General features: G+C 66.0%; 22 protein-coding genes. 9 read left to right on the forward strand and 13 right to left on the reverse strand.

The annotated features are described in order from the left end of the window. Positions 1-88: 88 nt before the first annotated feature. Positions 89-922, reverse strand: a complete 834-nt coding sequence (yidA, locus tag DI041_RS04885) for a sugar-phosphatase (protein ID WP_136639293.1) — start codon at positions 920-922, stop codon at positions 89-91. Between the two features lie 148 nt (positions 923-1,070). On the opposite strand from yidA, the gene DI041_RS04890 reads away from it, so the two are divergent. Next, positions 1,071-1,733, forward strand: coding sequence for an exopolysaccharide biosynthesis protein (locus tag DI041_RS04890; RefSeq protein ID WP_136639294.1), 663 nt, complete (start codon positions 1,071-1,073; stop codon positions 1,731-1,733). A 128-nt stretch (positions 1,734-1,861) separates the two neighbouring features. Here DI041_RS04890 and DI041_RS04895 read toward each other — a convergent pair whose 3' ends face one another. After that, entirely contained in the window at positions 1,862-3,172 is a 1,311-nt protein-coding gene (locus DI041_RS04895; protein WP_136639295.1) for a PQQ-dependent sugar dehydrogenase, read from the reverse strand. Further along, complete coding sequence (locus tag DI041_RS04900) at positions 3,165-3,605, reverse strand: DUF2231 domain-containing protein (RefSeq protein ID WP_136639296.1); 441 nt, start codon at positions 3,603-3,605, stop codon at positions 3,165-3,167. Before DI041_RS04900 ends, DI041_RS04895 begins: the two co-directional genes overlap by 8 nt. Before the next feature lie 310 nt (positions 3,606-3,915). Here DI041_RS04900 and DI041_RS04905 point away from each other — a divergent pair, with 310 nt between their 5' ends. Both DI041_RS04905 and DI041_RS04910 read left to right on the forward strand, forming a co-directional pair. Next, positions 3,916-5,682 (forward strand): S8 family serine peptidase, encoded by a 1,767-nt coding sequence (locus DI041_RS04905; RefSeq protein ID WP_136639297.1) that lies wholly within the window; start codon positions 3,916-3,918, stop codon positions 5,680-5,682. After that, on the forward strand, positions 5,682-6,275 hold the full coding sequence (locus tag DI041_RS04910; protein WP_006399785.1) for a S8 family serine peptidase: 594 nt from the start codon (positions 5,682-5,684) through the stop codon (positions 6,273-6,275). Before DI041_RS04905 ends, DI041_RS04910 begins: the two co-directional genes overlap by 1 nt. Positions 6,276-6,456: 181 nt before the next feature. On the opposite strand, the gene DI041_RS04915 is transcribed toward DI041_RS04910, so the two are convergent. From DI041_RS04915 to cyoA, 5 genes are all read right to left on the reverse strand, one after another. Next, positions 6,457-7,128 carry an SCO family protein gene (locus DI041_RS04915; protein ID WP_136639319.1) on the reverse strand — a complete coding sequence of 224 codons (672 nt, stop codon included), beginning with the start codon at positions 7,126-7,128 and terminating at the stop codon, positions 6,457-6,459. A 144-nt stretch (positions 7,129-7,272) separates the two neighbouring features. Beyond that, positions 7,273-7,605, reverse strand: coding sequence for a cytochrome o ubiquinol oxidase subunit IV (cyoD, locus tag DI041_RS04920; protein ID WP_005411473.1), 333 nt, complete (start codon positions 7,603-7,605; stop codon positions 7,273-7,275). A gap of 1 nt (position 7,606) precedes the next feature. Next, positions 7,607-8,242: a cytochrome o ubiquinol oxidase subunit III gene (gene cyoC / locus DI041_RS04925; protein ID WP_012512371.1), complete on the reverse strand. Its 636-nt coding sequence runs from the start codon at positions 8,240-8,242 to the stop codon at positions 7,607-7,609. After that, positions 8,239-10,215 (reverse strand): cytochrome o ubiquinol oxidase subunit I, encoded by a 1,977-nt coding sequence (gene cyoB / locus DI041_RS04930; RefSeq protein ID WP_136639298.1) that lies wholly within the window; start codon positions 10,213-10,215, stop codon positions 8,239-8,241. The genes cyoC and cyoB overlap by 4 nt, the downstream gene beginning before the upstream one ends. 5 nt (positions 10,216-10,220) lie before the next feature. Beyond that, positions 10,221-11,126 (reverse strand): ubiquinol oxidase subunit II, encoded by a 906-nt coding sequence (cyoA, locus tag DI041_RS04935; protein ID WP_049444335.1) that lies wholly within the window; start codon positions 11,124-11,126, stop codon positions 10,221-10,223. A 183-nt stretch (positions 11,127-11,309) separates the two neighbouring features. Between cyoA and DI041_RS04940 the strand changes: the two genes are divergently transcribed. From DI041_RS04940 to DI041_RS04955, 4 genes are read left to right on the forward strand one after another with little or no spacing between them, the layout of a single operon-like run. Beyond that, positions 11,310-12,725, forward strand: coding sequence for an aminotransferase-like domain-containing protein (locus DI041_RS04940; protein WP_046984155.1), 1,416 nt, complete (start codon positions 11,310-11,312; stop codon positions 12,723-12,725). 55 nt (positions 12,726-12,780) lie between these two features. Further along, positions 12,781-13,059 carry a hypothetical protein gene (locus tag DI041_RS04945; RefSeq protein ID WP_005414763.1) on the forward strand — a complete coding sequence of 93 codons (279 nt, stop codon included), beginning with the start codon at positions 12,781-12,783 and terminating at the stop codon, positions 13,057-13,059. Beyond that, positions 13,059-13,658, forward strand: coding sequence for a DUF6436 domain-containing protein (locus tag DI041_RS04950; RefSeq protein ID WP_136639299.1), 600 nt, complete (start codon positions 13,059-13,061; stop codon positions 13,656-13,658). Before DI041_RS04945 ends, DI041_RS04950 begins: the two co-directional genes overlap by 1 nt. 9 nt (positions 13,659-13,667) lie before the next feature. Continuing rightward, entirely contained in the window at positions 13,668-15,182 is a 1,515-nt protein-coding gene (locus DI041_RS04955) for an aminotransferase-like domain-containing protein (RefSeq protein WP_136639300.1), read from the forward strand. Between the two features lie 44 nt (positions 15,183-15,226). Here the strand turns inward: DI041_RS04955 and DI041_RS04960 are convergent, their stop codons facing one another. Continuing rightward, positions 15,227-16,528 (reverse strand): aminotransferase class V-fold PLP-dependent enzyme, encoded by a 1,302-nt coding sequence (locus tag DI041_RS04960; protein ID WP_136639301.1) that lies wholly within the window; start codon positions 16,526-16,528, stop codon positions 15,227-15,229. After that, entirely contained in the window at positions 16,528-18,930 is a 2,403-nt protein-coding gene (locus DI041_RS04965; RefSeq protein ID WP_136639302.1) for a TonB-dependent receptor plug domain-containing protein, read from the reverse strand. Before DI041_RS04965 ends, DI041_RS04960 begins: the two co-directional genes overlap by 1 nt. 240 nt (positions 18,931-19,170) lie before the next feature. On the opposite strand from DI041_RS04965, the gene DI041_RS04970 reads away from it, so the two are divergent. Further along, the gene (locus tag DI041_RS04970) at positions 19,171-19,842 is read left to right on the forward strand and encodes a VOC family protein (RefSeq protein WP_136639303.1); all 672 of its coding nucleotides are present in this window, start codon (positions 19,171-19,173) and stop codon (positions 19,840-19,842) included. Positions 19,843-19,865: 23 nt separating this feature from the next. Here the strand turns inward: DI041_RS04970 and DI041_RS04975 are convergent, their stop codons facing one another. Next, entirely contained in the window at positions 19,866-21,713 is a 1,848-nt protein-coding gene (locus DI041_RS04975; protein ID WP_136639304.1) for a M3 family metallopeptidase, read from the reverse strand. Between the two features lie 73 nt (positions 21,714-21,786). Beyond that, positions 21,787-22,299, reverse strand: coding sequence for a hypothetical protein (locus tag DI041_RS04980; protein WP_046984149.1), 513 nt, complete (start codon positions 22,297-22,299; stop codon positions 21,787-21,789). A gap of 81 nt (positions 22,300-22,380) precedes the next feature. Between DI041_RS04980 and DI041_RS04985 the strand changes: the two genes are divergently transcribed. After that, positions 22,381-23,007: a YiiX/YebB-like N1pC/P60 family cysteine hydrolase gene (locus DI041_RS04985; RefSeq protein ID WP_136639305.1), complete on the forward strand. Its 627-nt coding sequence runs from the start codon at positions 22,381-22,383 to the stop codon at positions 23,005-23,007. Between the two features lie 54 nt (positions 23,008-23,061). Here the strand turns inward: DI041_RS04985 and DI041_RS21405 are convergent, their stop codons facing one another. Then, on the reverse strand, positions 23,062-23,223 hold the full coding sequence (locus DI041_RS21405; RefSeq protein WP_167796845.1) for a hypothetical protein: 162 nt from the start codon (positions 23,221-23,223) through the stop codon (positions 23,062-23,064). Between the last annotated feature and the right edge of the window lie 271 nt (positions 23,224-23,494).

Here is a 23,494-nt window from a genome sequence, read left to right on the forward strand (position 1 = left end):
GGGCGTGGTGGGGGCCGACCTTGGTCGGCGCGTGCCGTTTGCGTGTGCCAACCAAGGTTGGCACCTACCGGGGCAGCTGGACGCGCGGTTACTGCAGGACGAAACGCTCAATGGCGCGCGCCACGCCTTCATCGGCATTGCTCGTGGTTTCAAAACGCGCCACCGCCTTCACTGCGTCGATGGCATTGCCCATCGCCACGCTGGTACCGGCGTACTGCAGCATGGTCAGGTCGTTTTCCTGGTCGCCGATCGCCATCACGTTGCCGCGGTCGATACCCAGGTGCTCGGCCAGCTTCTGCAGGCTCGGGCCCTTGCCGGCACGGTGGTCGAACACTTCCAGGAAGAACGGTGCGCTCTTCATTACCGCGAAGCGCTCGGTCAGTTCGCTGGGCAGGCGCGCGATGGCGGCATCCAGCACGTTCGGCGCGTCGATCATCATCAGCTTGATGAAGGACATCGATGGGTCCATGTCTTCCACGCGACGGTAGGAAAGCGGCATCCGCGAGAGATGCGAGTCGGCCACGGTGTAGTAGCTGATGTCCTGGTTGGGCGTATACATGCGCTGGCTGTCCAACGCCTGGAAATGCACGCCCAGTTCGCGGGCCACCTGCTCGCAGAACAGGAAGTCGTCGAAGCTGAGCGGATACTCGACCACGGTTTCGCGCGTGCCGATGCGCTGCACCAGGCCGCCATTGCAGGCGATGCAGTAGTCGTCGTCGCCGGTGATGCCCAGCTCGTGCAGGAACGGCGCCAAGCCGGGAACCGGGCGGCCACTGGTCAGCACGATATGCACGCCCAGCGCGCGCGCCTGCGCGATGGCCTGCTTGGCCCGGGCGGTGAGCGTGTGGGTGGGGTCCAGCAGGGTGCCATCCATGTCGATGGCGACCAGTTCGATGGTCGATTGCCTGCGGCCCATGTCCATTGCGTTCAGCTCGTGCGGGGCACGCCAGTTTACCCCTCATGCCCGGTTCACCTCTTTGCCCACGTTGGCCGGGATACTGCGGGAGCCTGTGCGTCCCCCACCGCAGGACGGCCCGCTGACCGCCCTTCCCTGGAGAACCTTGCGACGCATGACCTACCGTGCCCCCGAAACCAATGACAGCGCGCCCCTGGCCCAGCAGATCGAGCAGATGATCGACGAGCTGCCCGGCGACCAGGTGAGCGTCGGTACCCTGCTCAGCGCCCTGGGCGATGAAGGTCTGCTGCTGATCGTGATCCTGCTCTCGGCCATCTTCATCATCCCGGTGTCGATTCCCGGGCTGAGCACCGTGTTCGGCGCCTCGATCCTGCTGATCGGCCTGAGCCGCGTGCGCAACCGACCGCTGTGGGTGCCGCAGAAGCTGGCGCGCCGCGAGATCGCCACCGACAAGCTGAAGGCCAACCTGGGCCGTGCGCTGAAGTGGGTGCACCGCATGGAGCGGCTGTCGCGGCCGATGCGGCTGGCGGTGATGGTGCGCTCGAAGAGGATGATGCGCGTGAACAACCTGATGCTGGTGTTCGCGACCCTGCTGTTGATGGCGCCGGCCGGGCCGATTCCGTTCAGCAATACGTTGCCGGCGCTGGCGCTGATGTCGTTTGCGATTGGCTTCATCCAGCGCGATGGCGCGGCGGTGGCCGCCGGTTACGGTTTCGTGGTGGCCACGGTGGTGTATTTCGGCGTGCTGCTGGGTGGCGTGGGGTTCGCTGCGGAATCCGTGTTCAGCGGGCTGCGCGCGGCACCGTCGGAAGTGTAGAGCCGAGCCCATGCCCGGCTGCTGTTCGGCCGGTTTCCCGAAACCCCGCGCTGCGCGCGTAAGCCGAGCATGGCTCGGCTCTACACAGGCCAATTCAAAGCAGTCGAGCGTGGCTCGACGCTACACAGCTACTTGGCCGACACCCGCCACACCACGTCGCCCACGTCGTCGGCGACCAGCAATGCACCCTCGGCGTCCATGGCCATACCTACCGGCGCACCCATCAGGGTCTTCTCGTCCTTCGAGGCGAAGCCACTGACCACGGTCTGCGGCCGCCCGGTCGGCTTGCCGTCCTTGAACGGCACGTAGACCACTTCGTAGCCGCTCAGCGGCGAGCGATCCCAGCTGCCGTGCTCGCCGATGAAGGCGCCACCGTGGTACTGCGCCGGCAGTGCCTGGCCGGTGTAGAACAACAGGCCCAGCGGTGCCACGTGCGAGCCGATGGCATAGTCCGGCACGATCGCCTTGGCCACCAGGTCCGGCCGCTGCGGCTGCACGCGCTCGTCCACATGCTGGCCGTAGTAGCTGTAGGGCCAACCGTAGAAGCCATCCTCCTTCACCGAGGTGAGGTAGTCCGGCACCAGGTCGGCACCGATCTCGTCGCGCTCGTTGGCCACGGCCCACAGCTGGCCGGTGCTCGGCTCCCAATCCAGCCCGGTCGGGTTGCGGATGCCCGACGCAAAGATACGGCTGCCACGGGTGGCTACGTCCACTTCCAGCACCACCGCGCGACGGTATTCGACGGCCAGGCCGTTCTCGGTGATGTTGCTGTTGGAGCCCACGCCCACGTACAGCTTGCTGCCATCGCGGCTGGCCAGCAGTTCCTTGGTCCAGTGGTGGTTGATGGTGCTGGGCAGGTCGGTGAACTCGCGGCCCTTGTCGGACATGCGGGTTTCGCCCGGCACATAGTGGTACTGCATGATGTTGCCGGTGTTGGCCACGTACAGCGTGTCACCGATCAGCTGGATGCCGAACGGCGAGTGCAGCCCTTCGATATAGACATGCTGGGTCCAAGTGTTCGTGCCCGGCGTGCGCCGCAGCAGGGTGACCCGGTTGCCGCCCTTGCCGGCCTTGCCCGAGCGCGCCTTCACCTTGCCGGCGATCCACTGTTTGGGCGTGGTGACCGGTTCTTCGCCAGGCCCGTTGCCTTCCACCACCAGCACATCACCATTGGGCAGGGTCAGCAGGCGCCGCGGATGCAGCAGGTTGGCGGCGATGCGTTCGATCTTCAGGCCTTCGGCCACTTTGGGTGACTGGCCGTCGGCCCAACCCACGCCGCGCGGCACCTGCATCGGCGGCATCAGGAAGTTCTTCGGTGCCGGCAACGGCGGTTGTGCACCGGACTGGTCAGCGGGATGGTATTCAGCCTTGCCGGCGCAGGCCGACAGCATCACGGCCAACGCCAAGGCGGCCACGGTGGGCAGGATGTACTTAGCCATGACGACCTCCCTGCAGCACCGGCGGCTGCAGTGACAGCAGGATCAGGCCCAGTGCGATCAGGGCCACGGTCAGCGCCGACAGGATCGTGCCCGGCACGGCAACGGCATACGCATCGCGGCTGTGCACGAAGGCGTTCCAGATGGCCAGCAGCACTGCGATCAGGTTGAGGAAGAAGTCGATGCGGTCGATGCGCGTGGCGGTGCCGTTGCGGCGCCAGACCGTGAACAGGTTGATCAGGCGCGGAATGATGGCGATCAGCAGGCCGAAGGTGATCAGCCAGGCGGCGGCCTTGCCCCACATCACCTCGGCGCTGTTGAGATAGATCGCGTCGAAGATCAGCGCGCCGACGAAGAAGCCGAAGGGTATCGGGTTCAACAGGCTGAACAGCGTGGTGCCGAGGCCGCGATGGGCCTGGGCCAGAGGGTTGACCATCATCGTGCTCCGATGCGGAAGGGTGCACGGGCTGTAGTAGCACAGCCGGATGTGAGGGCGCGCGACGATGCCGGGTAGATCCACGCCATGCGTCGATACGCGTGCCAACCAAGGTGGGCACCTACCAGATGCGGGCCGCTGCAGTCGTCATTACCCCACGGCATAAGTGTTTGTGACGCAATTGGCACATCTGCAGATTGCGGGTGTGAAGAGGTAGGGGGTTGTTCGTTGTGTCGCGTTTGGCTCGTTGCGATGGGGCAGTTCCGCCCTGCCGTCCTGCCATGCCGATTCACAACAGAAGGATTCGTGTATGAAGCGACACACGCAACGCTCCGCGCCACCGCGCTCCGCGCGCCTGGCCTTGGCCACTGCCCTGGTCCTGGGCAGCCTGGCCGTCACCGCCCAGGCCCAGCAGGCCGATCCGCTGGCCGGGCGTCAGTGGCATCTGCTCAACACCGGACAGGCCGTACTGGGCGATACCCTGCCGGTGGCCGGCAACGATCTCAACGTGGATGGCCTGTTCCGCAATGGCATCCGTGGCCAGGGCGTCACCATCGCCATCGTCGATGACGGCCTGCAGATCGCGCACCCGGACCTGGCCGCCAACGTCGCGGCGGTCGCAGGCAAGAACTTCGCCAACCAGAGCAACAACCCTTCACCGTCCAATCCGGACCGCGACAATCACGGCACCATGGTCGGCGGCATCGCCGGTGCGGTGGGCGCCAACAACCTGGGCGTGCGCGGCGTGGCCTCGGCGGCCACCCTGAAGGGCTTCAATTTCCTGGCGTCCAATGCCCAGGGCAATTCGAATTCCAACATCGAGTACTCGTGGTGGGACGGCGCCGAAGTGGCCGACGTGGGCGTCTTCAACAACAGTTGGGGCTCAAGCCCGGGCAACCCCAACCTGCCGTTGGCCTACAGCCAGAACGACATCACCGCCTATGAGCAGGCCATGTCCGGCACCCGTGGCGGGCGCGGTGGCATCTACGTGAAAGCCGCCGGCAACAATCACAACAACGGCGCACGCTCGGATGGCACCGACATCTGCTCGGCAGACACCAAGAACCGCAACACGGGTTGCATTCCGGCCGGCCGCGACCCGCGTAATAACCTGTTCAACGTGATCACCGTTGCCGCCGTGCGTGCCGATGGCGTGCGCTCGTCCTACTCGTCCACCGGCTCGGCGCTGTGGGTGTCCGGCTTTGGCGGCGAGAATGGCTGGCAGCGGCAGGTCGTGCCGGGGCAGCTGGCGATCCGCTACGATCCTGCCATTCTCACCACCGACGTCACCGGCTGCGCGCAGGGCAGCAACAAGAACACGAGCCTGCGCAACACCTTGGACGGCGACCAGTCCGCCATCGACAGCACCTGCAACTACACCGGCAAGATGAACGGCACCTCGGCGGCCACGCCAATGGTGTCGGGCGTGGCGGCATTGGTGCTGGAAGCCAATCCGAACCTGTCCTACCGCGATGTGAAGTACATCCTGGCCACCACCGCCAACCGGACCGATCCGAACCAGGCTGCGGTAACGCACTCCGATGGCCGCGTGCTGGTGCCGGGTTGGACGGTGAATGCCGCCGGCCGCGCCTACAGCAACTGGTACGGCTTCGGTGTAGTCAACGCCGCCCGTGCAGTAGAGGTCGCCGAGAACTTCCAGTCGCTGGGTGCACTGGTGGACAGCGGCTGGCGCAGCACGACGCGCACCGTGGCGATCGGCAATACCTCGGCCGCCGCTGCACGCCTGACCTTCCAGCTGGCCAATGGCGCGCGCAACATCGAAAGCGTGCAGCTGGGCTTCCGGGTCAATCACAGCAACACCCGCCAGTTGCAGTTCGTGCTGGTTTCGCCCAGTGGCACGCGCAGCGTGGTGCAGCCGGCATTCACCGCGATCGGCTCTGGCCTCAATGGTGTCCAGCGCAACTTCACCAACTGGGACCTGCTGTCCAGCAATGCCTTCCTGGATGAGAACGCCACGGGCACCTGGACACTGGAAGTAACCGACCTGGGGCAGGCCGCGAACGCTGCATCGCGTGGCAACCTCGAATTCTTCAAGATCCGCGTTCTGGGGCACTGATGATGAAGACGACCATTCTGTTGAGCACCCTCGCCCTGGCGGCGATGACCACCACCGCCTGGGCACAGAGCTCGGGCCAGACACCTCCGGCGAAGACCTTGTCGACCGTAGACACGCAGCAGTTGAAGGCGGAGGCCACTGGCCGTTCGTTCAATGTGGGCGGCTCGCGCTTCCAACTGGCGCCGTCGGCAACCGTGCAGCAGGCCAGCGGCGGTCAGTTCCGGATCACCACCGGGGCTGATGCCAGCGCTGCGGCCGTCGGCACCCGCAGCAAGCGGTCCACCGATGCGTCTACCGGTGTGGCCGCACGTGCGGATGCCGGTGCCAGCAAGTTTGCGGCCGCTGTCTCCAACGATGGCGCGCCGGTGGTGGCGACCTCGCGGGTCAAGGTGTTCTTCACCGATGCGGCCTCGGCCCAGCGTGCGGCCACCGCCACCGGCGGCACCGTGGTGAAGGTGTCCAAGGCCTCGGGCCGCGCGATTGTGGAGTACCCGTCGGTGAACGCGGCGCTGGATGCGACCACCAAGCTGCTGTCGACCGCCGGCATCAAGGCGGCCGAGCCGGACGTGGTGCAGTGGGAAGAAACCAAGTAAGGCGTTGAGTGGTGCCCCCGGTCGGTTGGCTCTCCTGGCCGGCCGGGGGATTGGTGTGTGGGGGTGTGCCGACCAACGGTCGGCACCCACCAGATTCATTCACCGCGTGTCGACCAAGGTCGACAGCTACCGTGGCAGCGGGCGCAACGAACGGTCGGCATCAGGCGGGCATGGCCCGGCGTTACCGGGCGGCGAGTGTGTCGCTGTGCTTGAGGTGGCAGCTGGCCAGTGCGTCGTTGCCGGCGGCTGGATGGGCTGGCTCCAGCAGCAGGCGCTGCACGTCGGAGAACAGCTTGTCCACCGGCATGCCATAAGGCGCGAACAGGCGCAGGCGGCCTTGGCGGTCGAATACGTAACCGCCCGCGATGTGGCTCATGGTGTAGGTCTCCGGCACCTGGCCAGGTTCCTTTTCATAGAACGCCTTGAAGTCGCTGGCCATCGCGGCCAGTTGTGCTTCGTTGCCGACCAGTGCGATCGCCTTGGGGTCGAACGCTTCCACATAGGTGCGGGCGACTTCGGGCGTGTCGCGTGCGGGATCGACGCTGACGAACACCACCTGCAGCTGATCGGCATCCTTGCCCATCAGGTGCTTGACCTGGCTGAGCTCGACCATGGTGGTCGGGCAGACATCCGGGCAACTGGTGAAACCGAAGAACAGATAGGTCACCTGCCCCTGCAGGTCCTTCGGGCCGTGCAGGGTGCCGTGGCTGTCGGGCATCGACCACTGCTGGCCGAGCTCTTCGCAGGCGATGTCCTTGGAATAGAAGTCCATGCGCGACTGCGCACTGCAGCCGGCCAGCAGGCCGATGGCCAGGGCTGCCAGCAGCGGCAGGCGGAAACAGGGAGAGAACAACGAACGGACAACAGCAGCAGGACGCTTCACGGGGTACCACCAACGCAGACGCGGGCGGGGTCTCGGTCAGGCCTGCCCTTGGGGGGAAAGAGGACGGAGGTGCCGGGGTGATCGCGCGGTCCATGCCGATCACCCCGGCCACGGTCAGTTGATCATCATGTGGTAGTGCATGCTCCAGATGATCCACACCGACAGCGCGACGATGATGAACAGGATCACCAGGGTGAACACGAAGCTGGCCAGGTTCCAGCCGCCTTCGGACTTGCGGTCCATGTGCAGGAAATAGACCAGCTGCACCAGGATCTGCGCCACCGCGAAGCCGACCAGCAGGAACAGCGTGAGCGGCCGCGACAGCACCGGATTCATCACCAGTGCGAACGGCACCACGGTCAGCAGCGCGCACAGCACGAAGCCGATCAGGTAGGACTTGGTGGAACCGTGCGCATTGCCGGCGCGCGAGGTTTCGACGTGGGCCATGTCAGAAGGCTCCGATCAGGTAGACGAAGGTGAAGACGCAGATCCACACCAGGTCCAGGAAGTGCCAGAACAGGCTCAGGCACGACACGCGGGTGATGTTGGTCGGGGTCAGGCCGCGGCTGTAGACCTGGTGCATGACCACCGCCATCCAGATCAGGCCGCTGGCCACGTGCAGGCCGTGGGTGGCGACCAGTGCGAAGAACGCCGACAGGTAGGCGCTGGTGCTGGGGCCCGCGCCTTCATGGATCAGGTGCGAGAACTCATAGATCTCCATGCCGATGAACGAGGCACCGAGCACGAAGGTCACGCCCAGCCAGCGCAGCACTGCGGAGGTGTCGTGGCGATGCATCGCCAGCACGGCCTGGCCGTAGGTGATGCTGGAAACCAGCAGCAGGAAGGTCTCGGCCATCACGAACGGCAGCGAGAACAGGTCCTTGCCGGTTGGGCCGCCGGCGTAGGCGGTGCTGAGCACCGCGTACGAGGCGAACAGCGAACCGAACAGCACGAGATCGGACATGAGGTATACCCACATGCCGAACACCTTCATGCCGCCCTGTTCGTGGCCGTGGTCGTGTTCGTGGTGGTCCTCGTGCGCCTGCGTGTCGCTGGCCAGCTCCGGGCGGGTCAACAGGTTCATGCGCGTACCTCCTTCAGCTTGGCAAGGCTGGCCGCTTCGGTGCGCGCCACCTCTTCGGAACTGACGTAGTAGTCCACGTCCTCGTCGTAGGACCGCACGATCAGGGTCACGATCATCGCGATGAAGCTGGCCGCGGCCATCCACCAGATGTGCCAGACCAGGGCGAAGCACAGCACCAGGATCCAGATGTTGAGGATCAGCGGCACGCCGGTGTTCTTCGGCATGTGGATCGGTGCGTACTTCTTCGGCGGCGGCGGCAGGCCACGCTTCTTCGCTTCGTGGAAGGCGTCCAGCTCATCGGCCTTGGGCACCACGGCGAAGTTGTAGAACGGCGGCGGCGACGGCGTGGCCCATTCCAGCGTGCGTGCGTTCCACGGGTCGCCGGTCAGGTCCAGGTTGCGCTTGCGGTCGCGCACGCTCACGTAGATCTGCACCAGCATCAGGATGATGCCCGCGAACACGAACAGTGCACCGATGAAGGCGGCGATCAGGTACGGCGTCCACGCCGGGTTGTCGTACTGGTTCATGCGGCGGGTCATGCCCATGAAGCCGAGCATGTACAGCGGCATGAAGGCCAGGTAGAAGCCGATCACCCAGCAGGCGAACGACCACTTGCCCAGGCGCTCGTTGAGGGTGAAGCCGAACACCTTCGGGAACCAGTAGGCGAAGCCGGCCAGGTAGCCGAACAGCGCGCCGCCGATGATGGTGTTATGGAAGTGCGCGACCAGGAACAGGCTGTTGTGCAGCAGGAAGTCCGCGCCCGGGATGGCCAGCAGCACGCCGGTCATGCCACCGATGGTGAAGGTGACCAGGAAGGCGATCGTCCACAGCATCGGCACGCTGAACTCCACGCGGCCGCCATACATGGTGAACAGCCAGGTGAAGATCTTCACGCCGGTGGGGATGGCGATGATCATCGTCATGATGCCGAAGAAGGCATTGACGCTGGCACCGGAGCCCATGGTGAAGAAGTGGTGCAGCCAGACGATGAACGACAGGATGCCGATTGCCAGGGTGGCGCCGACCATCGACTTGTAGCCGAACAGTTTCTTGCGCGAGAACGTGGCGGTCACTTCAGAGAAGATGCCGAACGCCGGCAGCACCAGGATATACACCTCCGGGTGGCCCCAGGCCCACACCAGGTTCACGTACATCATCGGGTTGCCGCCCAACGTGTTGGTGTAGAAGTTGAAGTCCAGGTAGCGGTCCAGGGTGAGCGCACCCAGCGCCACGGTCAGGATCGGGAACGCGGCGATGATGATCACACTGGTGACCAGCACGGTCCAGGTGAACACCGGCATCTTCATCAGGGTCATGCCCGGCGCACGCATGCGCAGGATGGTGATGAACAGGTTGACGCCGGTCAGCAATGTGCCGATGCCCGAAGCCTGCAACGCCCAGATGTAGTAGTCCACGCCCACGCCTGGACTGAACTCGATGCCCGACAGCGGCGGATAGGCCACCCAGCCGGTCATGGCGAACTCGCCAACGCCGAGCGAGATCATCATCAGCGCGGCGCCGACCACGAAGATCCAGAAGCTGAAGGCGTTGAGGAACGGGAACGCCATGTCGCGCGCGCCGATCTGCAGCGGCACGATGATGTTCATCAGGCCGACCACGAACGGGGTGGCCACGAAGAAGATCATGATCACGCCGTGCGCGGTGAAGATCTGGTCGTAGTGCTCAGGTGGCAGGAAGCCATCACTGCCCGGGCCAGCCGCTGCCAGCTGCGCGCGCATCATCAGCGCATCGGCAAAGCCACGCACCAGCATGACCAGCGCCACCACCACGTACATGATGCCGATCTTCTTGTGGTCCACGGTGGTGAACCAGTCACGCCACAGCGGGCCCCACAGCTTGAAGTACGTCACCGCGCCAAGCAGCGCGAGGCCACCCAGCACCATGGCCGCCAATGTGACCACGACGATCGGCTCGTGCAGCGGCACGGCCTCCCACGTCAATTTACCCAACATGTTCGTTACTCCTGGGAAACCTGGGCACCGCCGGCAGCGCCCGCCGGGGTCGCAGCAGCGGTGTTCTCACCAACGCCGATGAACTGGTCGATGACCTTCTTGAACAGCAGTGGTTCAACACTGGAGAAGTGCTGTACCGGTGCGTTCTTCGACGGCGCGGCCAGCGCCTTGAACTGGTTGAAATCCAGCGCCTGCGGCGCACTGCGCACCTCGGCCACCCAGCGCTCGAAGTCTTCGTTGCTGCTGGCGGTGGCGATGAACTTCATGTTCGAGAAGCCATGCCCGCTGTAGTTGCCCGACATGCCGCGGAACTGGCCGGGCTCGTTGGCGATCAGGTGCAGCTGCGTGCGCATGCCGGCCATCGCATAGATCTGCCCACCCAGCTGCGGGATGAAAAAGGTATTCATCGTCGAGTTGGAGGTGATGTTGAACGCCAGCGGGCGGTTGGCCGGGAAGTTGAGCTGGTTGACCGTGGCGATGCCCAGGTCCGGGTACACGAACACCCACTTCCAGTCGGTGGCGATCACGTCCACGTGCAGCGGCTCACCGGCCACGTCCAGCGGCTTGTACGGGTCCAGCTCGTGGGTCGACTTCCACACGATCACCGCCAGCACCGCGATGATGATCAGCGGCACGCCCCAGACCACGATCTCCACCTTGGTGGAGTGTGACCAGTCAGGCATGTATTTCGCTTTGGTATTGCCGGCGCGGTAGCGCCAGGCGAACACGAAGGTCAGCACGATGGCCGGTATCACCACGATCAGCATCAGGCCGATGCAGATCAGGATCAGGTCGCGCTGGGCGAGCCCGACCATGCCCTTCGAATCCAGCAGCACCCAGTCACAGCCCGACAGGCCGACGCAGGCCAGGGCGACCAGCGCCAGGCGGATGCGGTTCCAGCAGATATTCATTGGAGGTCAACCCTGTTGAAGAAGCGCGCTTGACCGGCTCGCCTGCGCGCAGCGCCCGGGCGTGGAGCGGCTACACTGTGGGTACGAGGTCGCCTACAAGCAGGCGAACCACTCCAATCAAGCCCATACAAGATACATCATTGTATGGACTTGTGCATCTGCACGTATGGAAAAAACTGACCGATGACGCCACCTGCCGCCGGCCGCCGCCTGAAACACCCCAATCGCACCTGGGTTCGCCCCTTCCGCGAAGGCGCCGGCCCGCTGTACCTGCAGATTGCCCAGCAGGTGCGCGAGGCGGTAGATGACGGCGTGCTGCGCCCGGGCGACCGCCTGCCGCCGCAGCGTGACCTGGCCCAGCAGGTCGGCGTGGACCTGACCACGGTCACCCGTGCCTTCGCCGAGCTGCGCCAGGCCGGCCTGCTCGACGCCCAGGGCGCCGGTGGCACCTTCATCGCGCTGTCGGCCGGCAACCGCAGCACCTCGGTCGACCTGAGCATGAACATCCCGCCGCTGCTGGGCAGCGCGCCGTTCGCGCAGGGCATGGAGACCGGCTTCCAGCACGTCGGCCAGCAGCTGGGCCAGGGCGAATTGATGAGCTATCACGTCGGCGCCGGCACCCGCGAGGACCGCGCCGCCGCAGTGCAGTGGCTGGCGCCGATGCTGGGCACGGTGGGTGCCGACCAGGTGGTGATCTGCCCCGGCGCGCAGACCGCGCTGTGCGCGCTGATCCTGGCCCGCACCCAGCCGGGCGAGCTGATCGCCGCCGAGCAGCTGACCTACCCGGGCCTGCTGGCTGCCGCGCGCGTGCTGCAGCGGGGCGTGGTGCCAGTGGCGATGGACGCCGAAGGCATGCTGCCTGAAGCGCTGGAAGAGGCCTGCCAGCTGCGTCGCCCGCGCCTGCTGTACCTGGTGCCGACCATCCAGAACCCGACGACGGCGACGATGTCGGCACAGCGCCGGCAGGCCCTGCTGACGATCGCGAAGCGCCACGATCTGACCGTGATCGAAGACGATCCCTACTGGTTGCTGGCCGGCGACGCCGCACCGCCGCTGGCCGCCCACCGCGATGCCGGCTGCCCGGTCTATTACATCTCCACCCTGTCCAAGTGCCTGGCCCCGGGCATGCGCACGGCCTATCTGGTGGTGCCGGCCGGCGAGCCGATGGAACCGGTGCTGGACGCCCTGCGCGCGATCGCCCTGATGCCGACCCAGTCGATGGTGGCGGTGGCCTCGCAGTGGATCCGCAGCGGCTTGGCACAGGACATGGTTCAGCGCTTCCAGCAGGAGCTGCGCGAGCGTCAGGCCATTGCCGCCCGTTATCTGCCGGCCCGTGCCCAGGCGCATCCGGCCGGCCTGCATGTGTGGCTGCCGCTGCCGCCGCGGCTGGACCAGTACCGGTTGATCCAGGCCGCACAGGAACAGGGGCTGGGCATTGCCAGCTCCGACGCCTTCAGCGTGGAAGAGCCGCCACCGGGCAATGCGATCCGCCTGTCGTTGGGCGGCGCGGTTGACCAGGGCGCGCTGGCCGGGGCGCTGGCCAAGCTGAACGAGATCCTGTCCGAGGCCCCCGAGGCACGCCACAACGCCATCGTCTGAACGGGGTGCATGGCGCTTTATCCATACAAGATGATATTTTGTATGCAATGTATGGATGAAGGGACGTGCATCGATGCGCGCCGAGAAACTGAAATTCCACCTGGTGATGGCCGGGTGCGGCGGCTTTGTGGTGCTGATGCTGGCCGCGCTGGCCTGGGTCTGCCTGCAGCCGCAGACCGTGGACGTACAGGCCGCCGAACGCCACGCCATCGAGCAATGCGTGCAGCGCAGCGAGGATCCGTCGCGTAGCGAGATCCAGCGCCGCGCCCAGGCCGATTCCTGCCGCGAGATGCGCAAGCAGTACGTGCACAAGTTCGGCCGGGAAGATTCCTGATGGGCGCAGCCGCGCCGCGTCGCCGCTGGCTGCTGCCGACGATGATCGCCCTCGCCTGCCTGTTCATGGCCGGCGTCGCGGCTGCGCTGTGGCAGTACTTCGGCTACAGCGCGCAGTCCACCTTCACCGAACAGGCCATCGTCTTCGACGATTCTCAGCTGCGCCTGCCGGCCGACCTGGCCGGTGATACCGGCCGCATCCGCGTGGTGCATTTCTGGGACCCGGCCTGCGGCGTGTGCAACCGCGAGACCGGTGCACACCTGAGCTACCTGATCAGCATGTACCGCCGCGCCGGCATCGACTTCTATGCGATCCGCCGCCCGGGTACCCAGGGCGAGCTGCCCGAGCCGCTGCGCAACAAGGTGATCAACCTCCCGACCATCGACGGCATCGAACACATCCCGGCCAGCCCCGCTGTCGCGATCTGGGATCGCCAGGGCCACCTCGCCTACGCCGGCCCTTACAGCATCGGCATGGTCTGCAACTCGGCCAACAGCTTCGTCGAACCATTACTGGACAGACTGGTACGCGGTGAGATCGTGCGCCCGAAAGGACTGCTTGCCGTGGGCTGCTACTGCCCGTGGCAGGCCAAGCGCTGAGGACGCGCAATGACATCACTGACACTGGCCGGCGTGGCCGCCGCAAACAACAACGGCGGTCACCTGTCCGAACCGACCGATGGTTATGGACAGGCTCCCGCCGTTGGAAGCAACGATACGCCCCGACATGCTCCGTACATGCCGCGACCGGATGTCGCAGCACGCGAATGGGTGCAGGACGTGCTCGCGCACAACGGGCCGATCTACCTGCGCATCGTCAATTCGCTGGAACGCACAGTGCGCCGCGGTGGTCTCGCACCGGGCCAGCGCCTGCCTTCGCAGCGCGCGTTGGCGCAGCAGCTCGGCATCGACCTGACCACGGTGACGCGGGCCTTTGATGAAGCGCGCAAGCGCGGCCTGATCGAAGCGCGTGGACCGCAGGGCAGTTTCATCGCACCACCCAAGGCCGGTTTCGACCAGGTGGTGGACCTGAGCATGAACGTGCCGCCGGTGCCCGACGCCGATGCGCTGGCCGAAACGCTGCGGCGTGGCGCGGCCGCCGTACTCGCACGCAGCAACGCACCGAACCTGATGACCTATCACCTGGGCGGTGGCAACCCCACCGACCGCCACGCAGCGGCGCGCTGGCTGCAGCCGATGCTGGGCGCGGTGGACGATGCCTGCCTGCTGCTGACCGAGGGTGCACAGGTGGCGCTGGCGTCGATCCTGGTCAGCCAGGGACGCGACGACGACGCGATCCTGTGCGATGCGCTGGTCTATCCGGGCCTGCTGCAGGCGGCCGCCGCACTCGGTCGGCGCTTGCTGCCGGTGGACAGCGACGAGCACGGCATGTGCCCCGAAGCTCTGGTGCGGTTGGCACGCGAAAGCGGTGCGCGGCTGGTCTATCTCAATCCCACCTGCCAGAACCCGACCGCACTGACCCTGCCGCTGCAGCGGCGCGAAGCGCTGGCGCGCGCGCTGGAAAGCGAAGGCCTGCTGGCGATCGAGGACGATCCTTACTGGCATCTCGCCGAAGATGCGCCGACACCGCTGGCAACCCTGGCACCGCGTCACGTGTTCTACGTGGCGACGCTGTCGAAGGTGATCAGCCCCGGCCTGCGCACCGCCTTCGTGCGTTGCCCGAGCGCCGCGCATGCCGAGGCGATGACGGCCGCACTGCGAGCGACGCGGTTGATGGGCCATCCGCTGGTCTCGGCGTTGGCCAGCCAGCTGCTGCTGGATGGTTCGGCGCAATCACTGCTGGCGCAGGTGCGCACCGAGGCGCGCGAACGCGTGCGCCTGGCGCGATATCTGCTTGCGCCTTCGCTGCTGCAGCGCGCGGAAGGGCTGCATGCCTGGTGCCGGATACCGGCACCGTGGACCGATGCCACCCTGGTGCGTACCGCACAGCTGCAGGGGCTGGCGATCGCGCCGTCATCGGCGTTCTGTCCGCCGGGGGTATTGCATCAGAGCGGTGTGCGGCTGTCGCTGGGACTGGCGGCGGACCGCCGGCAGCTGGAAAGTGCGCTGCGGAGAATCGACCGGTTGTTGTTGTCGGATGCGTTGCCGGCGATCGAGCGGTAGGCGCAAGGAAGTGCCAACCAAGGTTGGCACCTACCAGAGCAGGGTCAGGCCAGAGCGGAGAGGGCCTGCACGAGCGCATCCATCTGCTCCGGACGGGTGAACACCGACGGTGTCACCCGCACGCACGCGCCGGACTCCAACCCGTCGCGATGGGTGGTGAACACGCGATGCTCATCCAGCAGGCGCTTCTGCAGCGCGATGTTGTCGGCCACGCTGGTACGCCCGCGCAGGCGGAAGCTGGCCAAGGCGCTGGCCAGCGCCGGATCCGGCGAAGACAGCACTTCGATATGTGCCATCTGCCGCGCCGGTACCGTCCAGCGCTCGCGCAGGTAACGCAGGCGCGCCTGCTTGTTGGTTACGCCGATACGCTGGTGCAGGGAAATCGCTTCCGGCAGCGCCAGGTAGGCGGCGAAGTTGACCGTACCGGTATGCACGCGGCTGCCCACCCGGCCATCGTCGGTCTCGCCCATGTACGAATCCAGGTCGGCCACGCGTCCTTTGCGCACGTACATCGCGCCCACGCCCACCGGTGCGCCGATCCACTTATGCAGGTTGATGCCAACGAAATCGGCCTTCAGGTCCGGCACCGCGTAGTCGATCTGGCCAAAGCCATGTGCAGCATCGACAATCACATCGATGCCGCGCGCCCGCGCACGCTCGGCGAGCTCGGCCACCGGCAGCACCAGCCCATGGCGGTGGCTGACCTGGGTCAGCAGTACCAGTTTCAGGCGCGGCAGGCGCGCGAACGCCTCATCGTAGGCCTGCAGGATCTGCTCATGGGTGGGCACCACCGGCAGTGCGATGCGCTCGACCTGCACGCCACGACGCTGCTGCAGCCAGCGCATCGCGTTGATCATGCTGTCGTAGTCGACGTCGGCGTACAGCACCTGGTCGCCTGCAGCCAGCCGGTTGTAGCCGCCGATCAGCGCGAGCATCGCTTCGGTGGCGCCACGGGTCAGCGCGATCTCGTCGGCGCCGACGCCAAGCATGTCGGCCACCTGCCGATGCACGGCCATGTACTGCGCCGGGAACGCGTGGCGACCGTACCAGGCATTGCCCCGGTTCACTTCGGCGGTATGCCGCTGGTAGCTGGCCAGGGTCTGCTTGCCCATCGCGCCCCAGTAGCCGTTCTCCAGGTGGTTCACTTCATCGGTGATGTCGAAGTGGCTGGCCACAGCGGCCCAGTAGCCTTCATCGCGGGCCAGCATGTCCGGCGCCACGGTCGTTGCGGGAATCTGCATGGGTGCAGCGTAACGCGCGGCAGCCGTGGCGGGCAGTGAAGACAGTGCGGCTGCGGCGGGCAGCAAGGTGCCGGCACGCAGCAGGGAGCGGCGGGTACGGTCCATCAGAAGCTCAGCCGGTACTGCGCGTACAGGTTGGCACCGTCGGTGTCGTACGGCGCATTGCGCGAGTAGACCAGGCCGCGGCTGGCCTGGAAGACCGCCTCATCCGGATAGCGGTCCAGCACGTTGTCTGCTCCGACGCGCAGGCTGTGGTGTTCATTGATGCGATAGCCCACGGCAAGGTCGAGGAAGTTCATCGCGCCGAAGCGCTGGTAGATATCGCCCACCGCATTGCCGCTGGCGTCGGTCCAGGCACCGTAGTAGCGCATGCGCGCCATCAACGACCAGGCGCCGACATCCCAGCTGCCGGTCAGGCTGCCCTTGTGCTCGGGCAGGCGGTCTTCGAACAGCACGCGCTGGGTTTCGTTGGTGGCCACCGAAGTGCTGCCGTTGTCCACGCGGGTGCGGTTGTAGTTGTAGGCCAGGGTCAGCGTCATACGGCCGGCACCGAGATCGCGCAGGTAGTTGCCGACCACGTCCACGCCGGTGGTGGTGGTATCGAAGTCATTGGTGAAGTAGTTCACCGAGGTATAGCCCAGCGGATTGGGAGTACCGGCCGGAATGGCGAAGCTGGCCGACTGGCTGAAGCGGTCGGTGAGCTTGATCTGGTAGACGTCCACCGAACCGGACAGGCCCAGGTCGGTGCGCCAGGTCAGGCCCAGCGACGCGGTGCGCGATTCCTCCGGCTTCAGCGGCCTGGCACCGAGCAGCTGCGCCAGCGGATCGTTCGGCGACAGACGACCACTGGTGAAGATCTGCAGCGTGCGCGTATCCAGGCCCTGGGTGGTGCTGGTGGTGTTGAGCTGCGCGGGTGTCGGCGCACGGAAGCCGGTGGACACCGTGCCACGCAGGGCCAGATCCGGGGTGATTGCGAAACGTGCCGAGAGCTTGCCGTCCAGCGTGCTGCCGAAACTGGAGAAGTCTTCATAGCGGCTGGCCGCACCGATACTCCAGCGCTCGCCCAGCGGCACTTCCATATCCACGTAGGCGGCCTTGCTGCGCTGGCTCCACTGCCCGGCCTGGCTGGCAGAGAAGCCCGGCGCGCCGTTGGAATTGGCCTCCAGGCCTGTCGCTGCGCCCGGGCCCACCGCGTACGAGGCCGGATCACCGGCACGCACCTGGTAGGTCTCCTGGCGGAACTCACCACCGAAGGCGACGTTGATCGGCTTGGACAGCCCACCCACGTCCCACTCGTAGTTGAAGTCGGCGTTGGCGTTCTTCTCGGTCTGGGTCAGGCGGCCGAGATCGAATGCGGTGGGGCTGGCCGGGCCGAGCGAGGCGTTGATCGAGTTCTTCAGGCTGTAGTCGATCGCGTTGCGGCCGTACGAGGCGCTGACATCCCAGCGCAGCTTGGGTGTGATCTCGCCACGCAGGCCACCGACCAGCTGCAGGTCGTTCTGGACGTTGCCGTACTGCGGGCTGAAGCCCACCGGATAGATCGAGCGCAGGTTCCAGCCCGGGAAGATGCTGGTCGTACGGTACGCGCCGGTGGTGGTATCGGGGTTGCGCCAGTTGAAATCGCTGACGCCGTCGCTGTGGCTGTACAGGCCGAAGGCATACAGCTCCAGGGTGTCGCTGGCATTGGCCTTCAGGTTGAAGCCCACGCGGCGGCTTTCCAGTTCCGGTTGGCCCCAGCGCTGTACCGGGTTGGGCACGTCCAGCTCCGGATGTGCAGCCTGGAAGGCGATCGCATCCGGGCGCTGGCGGGTGCGCGAGGTGGCGTCGGAGTTGGACGATTCGGCGAACAGCACCAGGCTGCCATAGTCACCCAGCGACCAGCCGGTGCGTGCGCTGAAATCGCGCGAGGCGCCATCGCCCTGCGCATACTGCGAATAGCCGGCGGTGATCTCGGTACCGGGGCCATCCTCGAGAATGATGTTGATGACGCCGGCGATGGCATCCGAGCCGTACTGCGCCGACGCACCATCGCGCAGCACTTCGATGCGCTTGATCGCACTGGTCGGAATCTGTGCCAGGTCGGCCGCCTGCGCGCCACGGTTGCCGAGCAGCGCGCTACGGTGGAAGCGACGACCGTTGACCAGCACCAACGTCTGATCCGGCGACAGGCCACGCAGCGTGGCCGGGCGCACGAACACCTGGCCATCCGTCATCGGCAGGCGCTGCACCACGAACGACGGCACCAGCTGCGCCAGCACGTCCTTCAGATCGGTCGACTCGACGGACTTGATGTCTTCCTTGGTGAACACGTCCACCGGCGCCAGCGTTTCGAACTGGGTGCGGTTGGAGGCGCGGGTGCCGGTGACCAGCATTGCGTCGAGCTGGGTGGGCACCGCACGGCTGCTGCCCGCGGCATCAACCGCATCGGCCTCCGCTGCGATCGCGCCTCCTGCGCTGGCCATGGAAAGGGCAAGGAGGATGGAACGCGAAAGCTTCGAACGATGCACGGCAGGGCTCCGGGAGGACGCGACGGGGCCAGCACCTGTGCGGACACAACAGGCCTGGACAAGGCGCGCAGTCTCGGCGCGATGTGTGAAGGAGCCATGACGTCAGTACGACAGCTTGATGCCGCACGGGCGCACGCGCAGGCAGTGGACGCGGCGCTGCGGCTCTTTGGCCTGTCCCTGCGCTAGTGGCCGCCGGGCATGGCCCGGCGCTACAGTGGGTGCGTCCACGGAGGATCGATCATGCGCCTGCTGTACCTCACCCTGCCGGTATCCGACGTCGCCACCGTCGCCGCGTATTTCCACGATGTACTGCAGCAGCGCGTGGTCGGCAATCATGTGCACATCGGCTGGAGCACGATCGAACTGCAGCCGGCGGGTGACCACCCTGTCGGTGGCGTGCACCTGGCCTTCAACGTACCGGACAACCGCTTCTGCGAGGCGATGACCTGGTTGCGTGAGCGCACGCCGCTGCAACGCAATCCGGCGGGACTGGACTACTTCGCGCTGGAGAGCAGCTGGCAGTCGCAGTCGGTGTACTTCACCGGCCCTGACGGCCTGATCCTGGAACTGATCGGCCGACGCCGTTTGCCGGCCAGCGCGCGCGAAGGCGCGTTCCATGGCAGCGAGCTGACCTGCCTGAGCGAAGTCGGCCTGCCCAGCCACGATGTCGATGCCGTGCGGGCACAATCACAACAGCGTTTCGGTCTGGAACCGATCAGTACGGCCTCGCTGCAGTTCGCGCCGATGGGCGACGACGAGGGCCTGCTGATCGTGGTCGCTGCCGATCGCCGCTGGTTCCCCGAGCAGAAAGACCTGCCAAATGCGCAGGGCCTGCAGCTGCGGGTGGGGGATGTCGCCGGCATCGGCGAACTCTGCGACGACGCACTGGGCTGGCGCGTCGCTTCGACCTGAGGCGACGCGCCAAGCGTGACGCGCTACTGCATGCGCGTACCCTGCCCCGCCTCGATCTGCGCATGCAGCACCTGCAGCTGCGCGGCGGTCTGGTTGAACACCTGCAGATCCGCGTCCACCAAGACCTGCCAATCCGGTGCGTGGCCCAGCAGCTGTGCCACCTGTTCCTGCGGCGCGCGGTCGAAGCCTTCGCCCAGCACGCCGAGATAGCGCTGGCGGAACCCATCGGGGTCGCGCTGGTCCTGCACGTACAGCTGCACCGCCAGCAGCCCCGCATACAGATAGTTCACCAGATAGTTCGGGTCTTCATACATCAGGCGCTTGGCGATCCAGCTGTTGCGCAGCTGCGGATAGCGCTCCGGTTGCTGGCCGAAGCGCGCCAGCACCTGGCCGGTCAGCGCATCCAGATCATCGGCGGTACCCAACGTGCCTGCGGCAACGCCGCGATAGATCGACTGCTCCAGCTGCGCTTCCTCGGAAGAGGTGAACAGCTGCAGCACCATGTCGTCCAGTAGTGACTTCAGATAATAAGCTTTGGCACGCGGATCCTGTGCCTGCTGGTAAAGCTGGTCGCGGAAGCGCAGCTCGTTGTAGATCGCGAACGCCTCGGTCAGCCACTGGCTGCCATTGCGCTGCAGCGGCGACGCATGACCGCGCTGCATCCATTCACCATGCACGGCGTGACCGGCTTCATGTGCGATCTCGACATCGCTTTCCAGATCACCGCTACGCACGCCAACGAACAACATCGCCGGCACACCGGGAGCGCTCACCGAGAACGCGTCCTGGCTGCGGTCACCGCGTTCGGTGGCCAGATCCATACGCTGGTTGGCCGGATCGAGCAGCGCGCGCAGTTCGGCGACGTACGCAGGCCCCAGATGCTGCATGGCATCGGCGGCGTTGTCGCGCAGCTGCGCCAGCGTCAGCACCGGTGGCGTATAGCCGGCATCGGGCAGCGTGGTGTCCCAGATCTGCGGCGCGTCGATGCCGGATCGCGCAGCGTGGTGCAGCAGCATGTCCTGATAGGCGCGGCGGTCGCCGGCGTGATGTTCGATCGCTACCAGCGTTGCATCCACTGCGGCGGTGTCCAGGCCCATGCGCTGGTAGCCACGTGCCGGCGCCGAACCATCGCCCTGCAGGCGTGCGGCGGCGTCGTTCACCTGTACCAGCCCCAACAGCACCGAGGCCATTGGCTCGCGGCGCGACTGCAGCCCCTGCCAGTAGCCCTTCCAGCCCGCTTCGCGCAATGCGCGATCCGGTTGCAGCGACAGTGCCCGCTTGTCGCGCCCAGCATCCCAGTGCCGACCATCACGCTCGATCTGCGGGTACTCGGCACTGCGCAGGATCTGCCCACGCAGGCGCGCAAAGCTGTCCAGCGCCGGATCGGCCAGCGCATCCACGGCCTCGTCCAGCGCGGCGTTGGCCGGGGTGGCAGCCTCCTTCAGCGCCCGAGTGCGCAGGAAGCCATACGGCGCTGCCCACGCCGCATCTGCAGGCGCCTCGCGCAGGGCGGCGCGACCAGTGCGGGCGATGCGGCTGCACAGCCCCATTGCCTGCTCCATCGCCTGTGCCGGACGATGATCACGTGCGTTGCGGGCGGACTGCAGATGCAGGTAGGCGAGATGACGCAGGCACTGCGCTTCCAATACCTCGGCCTGCTGGAAGCGTTCCACCGGCGCGAGGGTGGAAGCGTGCTGCAGGGCCTCGACGCGCTTGCCCAGCGCATCACGCGCGGTCTGTTCAGCCGCGGCGTTGGCGAAGTAGACGCGATCGTCGGCATGCACCGACTGTGCCTGGGTGCCGCTGAAGGGGGCCATCGCCAATACAGCGGCGATGACGGTGGTGGTGGCGTGCTTCCTGAAAGCCTGCATCGGCGTCTCCATGCCTGGACCAGGCCTCGAGCCTAGCAGCCGCTGCCCCGCCGTGCCTGTGCCGGATCAGGCCTCAGATCGACTCATCCTCACGCTTGACCAGCAGCCAGCAGGGCGACTGCGCGAAGGTATAGGTCTGCTGGTCGCTGCTGTCCGGCGTGCGGATCTGCACCTGGCGTTGCCCGTCAGCCAGCGTGCTGACCTGCATTTCGCGGCCCTGCCCGGCCAAGGCGGCGGGATCGGGCATCACCGGCCACTCGACATCGGCCCGCGCCAACCGGCTTTCCACCTTGCGCGGTTCCGGCTCGGCCTCGGCATCGATGTAGCTGTCCAGCAGCGGATCGGCGGTGGCCTTTTCCTGCAGGGTGATCTCGTTGCCGAAGTGCTTCAGGAACGCATCGAAGTCCGGGTACGGGCATTCACTGCTGGCAGGCACCGGTGCGGGCTGGATCGCTGCCGCCGTGGACGACGGCGCGGGACGTGCAGGTGCGGTTTCCGTGGGCGTCGACTGCGGCGCAGGTCTGCAGGCGACCAACGCTACGCCAACGGCGAGCATCAGCAGTGCCTGGAAACGATATCGACGCATGGGCTTATCCTGAATCCGGTCCGGTCGCTCCATGCTACCGCGCACCCTACAATTCCGGCATTCCGCCTGTCCGAGAATTCCATGCACCGCCTCCTGCTCCTGATCGGCCTGCTGTTGCCCGCCCTGTGGCCGGCCGTGGCGATGGCCGTCGATGTCCACGAGGGCGACCTGCTGTTCGTCACCGCCGGCCGCAGCGGCCTCAGCGCCGCCATCGACGATGCCACCGGCAAGCAGGGCGCGCGCAGCTTCGATCATGTCGCGCTGGTCGCTTCCGTGCCGAAGGGCTGGGAGGTATTGCATGCCGACGAGAAGGGATCGCGGCGGCAATCGCTGTCCGAGTTCCGCCAGGACGCGAGAGCAAAGCAGCGGCAGATCGTGGTCTATCGCCTGCGCGCACCGCAGCAGGCGGCAATCAAGGATGCAATCGCCACCGCGCGCACGATGCTCGGCAAGCCGTACAACACGTCGTATGTGTTGAACGAGGACAGCTACTACTGCTCGGACTTCATCGAACGTGCGTTCCGTGCGCACCACGTGTTTGCGCTGCAGCCGATGAACTTCCGCAACCCGCAGACCGGGGAGATTTCCCAGCACTGGATTGACCTGTATCGCGGCATGGGCATGGAGGTGCCGCAGGATCAGCCCGGCAGCAATCCGAACGACATGTCGGCGGCACCGGTGTTGCAGCGCATTGGCGTGCTCGAATAAGCGAAGCCCCGCGCAAGGCGGGGCTTCACCGGTCACTCCGCATGCACGGCGCGGTCATTCTTCTTCGTCGTTGCCGCCCTGCTGCTGGTTCTGATTACGCTTCTGCTGTTCCTGCTGCTGTTGCTGCTGCTGGTCACGGCCACGACCCTGCTGCTGATCCTGCTGGTTCTGCTGGCCCTGTTGTTTCTGGTTCGGGTTCTGGTTCTGCTGTGCCATGTCCGATCTCCAAAGCCACTCGCGGAATGCGGTGGACGTGGCCATCGTCTGCAGCGAATGGTTAATCACGCGTGGGGGGGCGGCTACATCTGTGTGTACGCCTGTGAATGAACACGCAGAAGTCCTTGTGGCACAAGCGGCTGAAGGATTCATGCGGGTTCGGCATGTGTTCATGCCGTCGTCAACGGTGCACGCATTCATGGCGTTCGCACCCGGAAACACGCGCTGAACGAGGTTGGCTTCCCAACGCACGCAGGGAAGCCTACCCTCC

It is taken from the genome of Stenotrophomonas maltophilia, assembly GCF_004920835.1.
Classification (GTDB): Bacteria; Pseudomonadota; Gammaproteobacteria; order Xanthomonadales; family Xanthomonadaceae; genus Stenotrophomonas; species Stenotrophomonas maltophilia_AQ.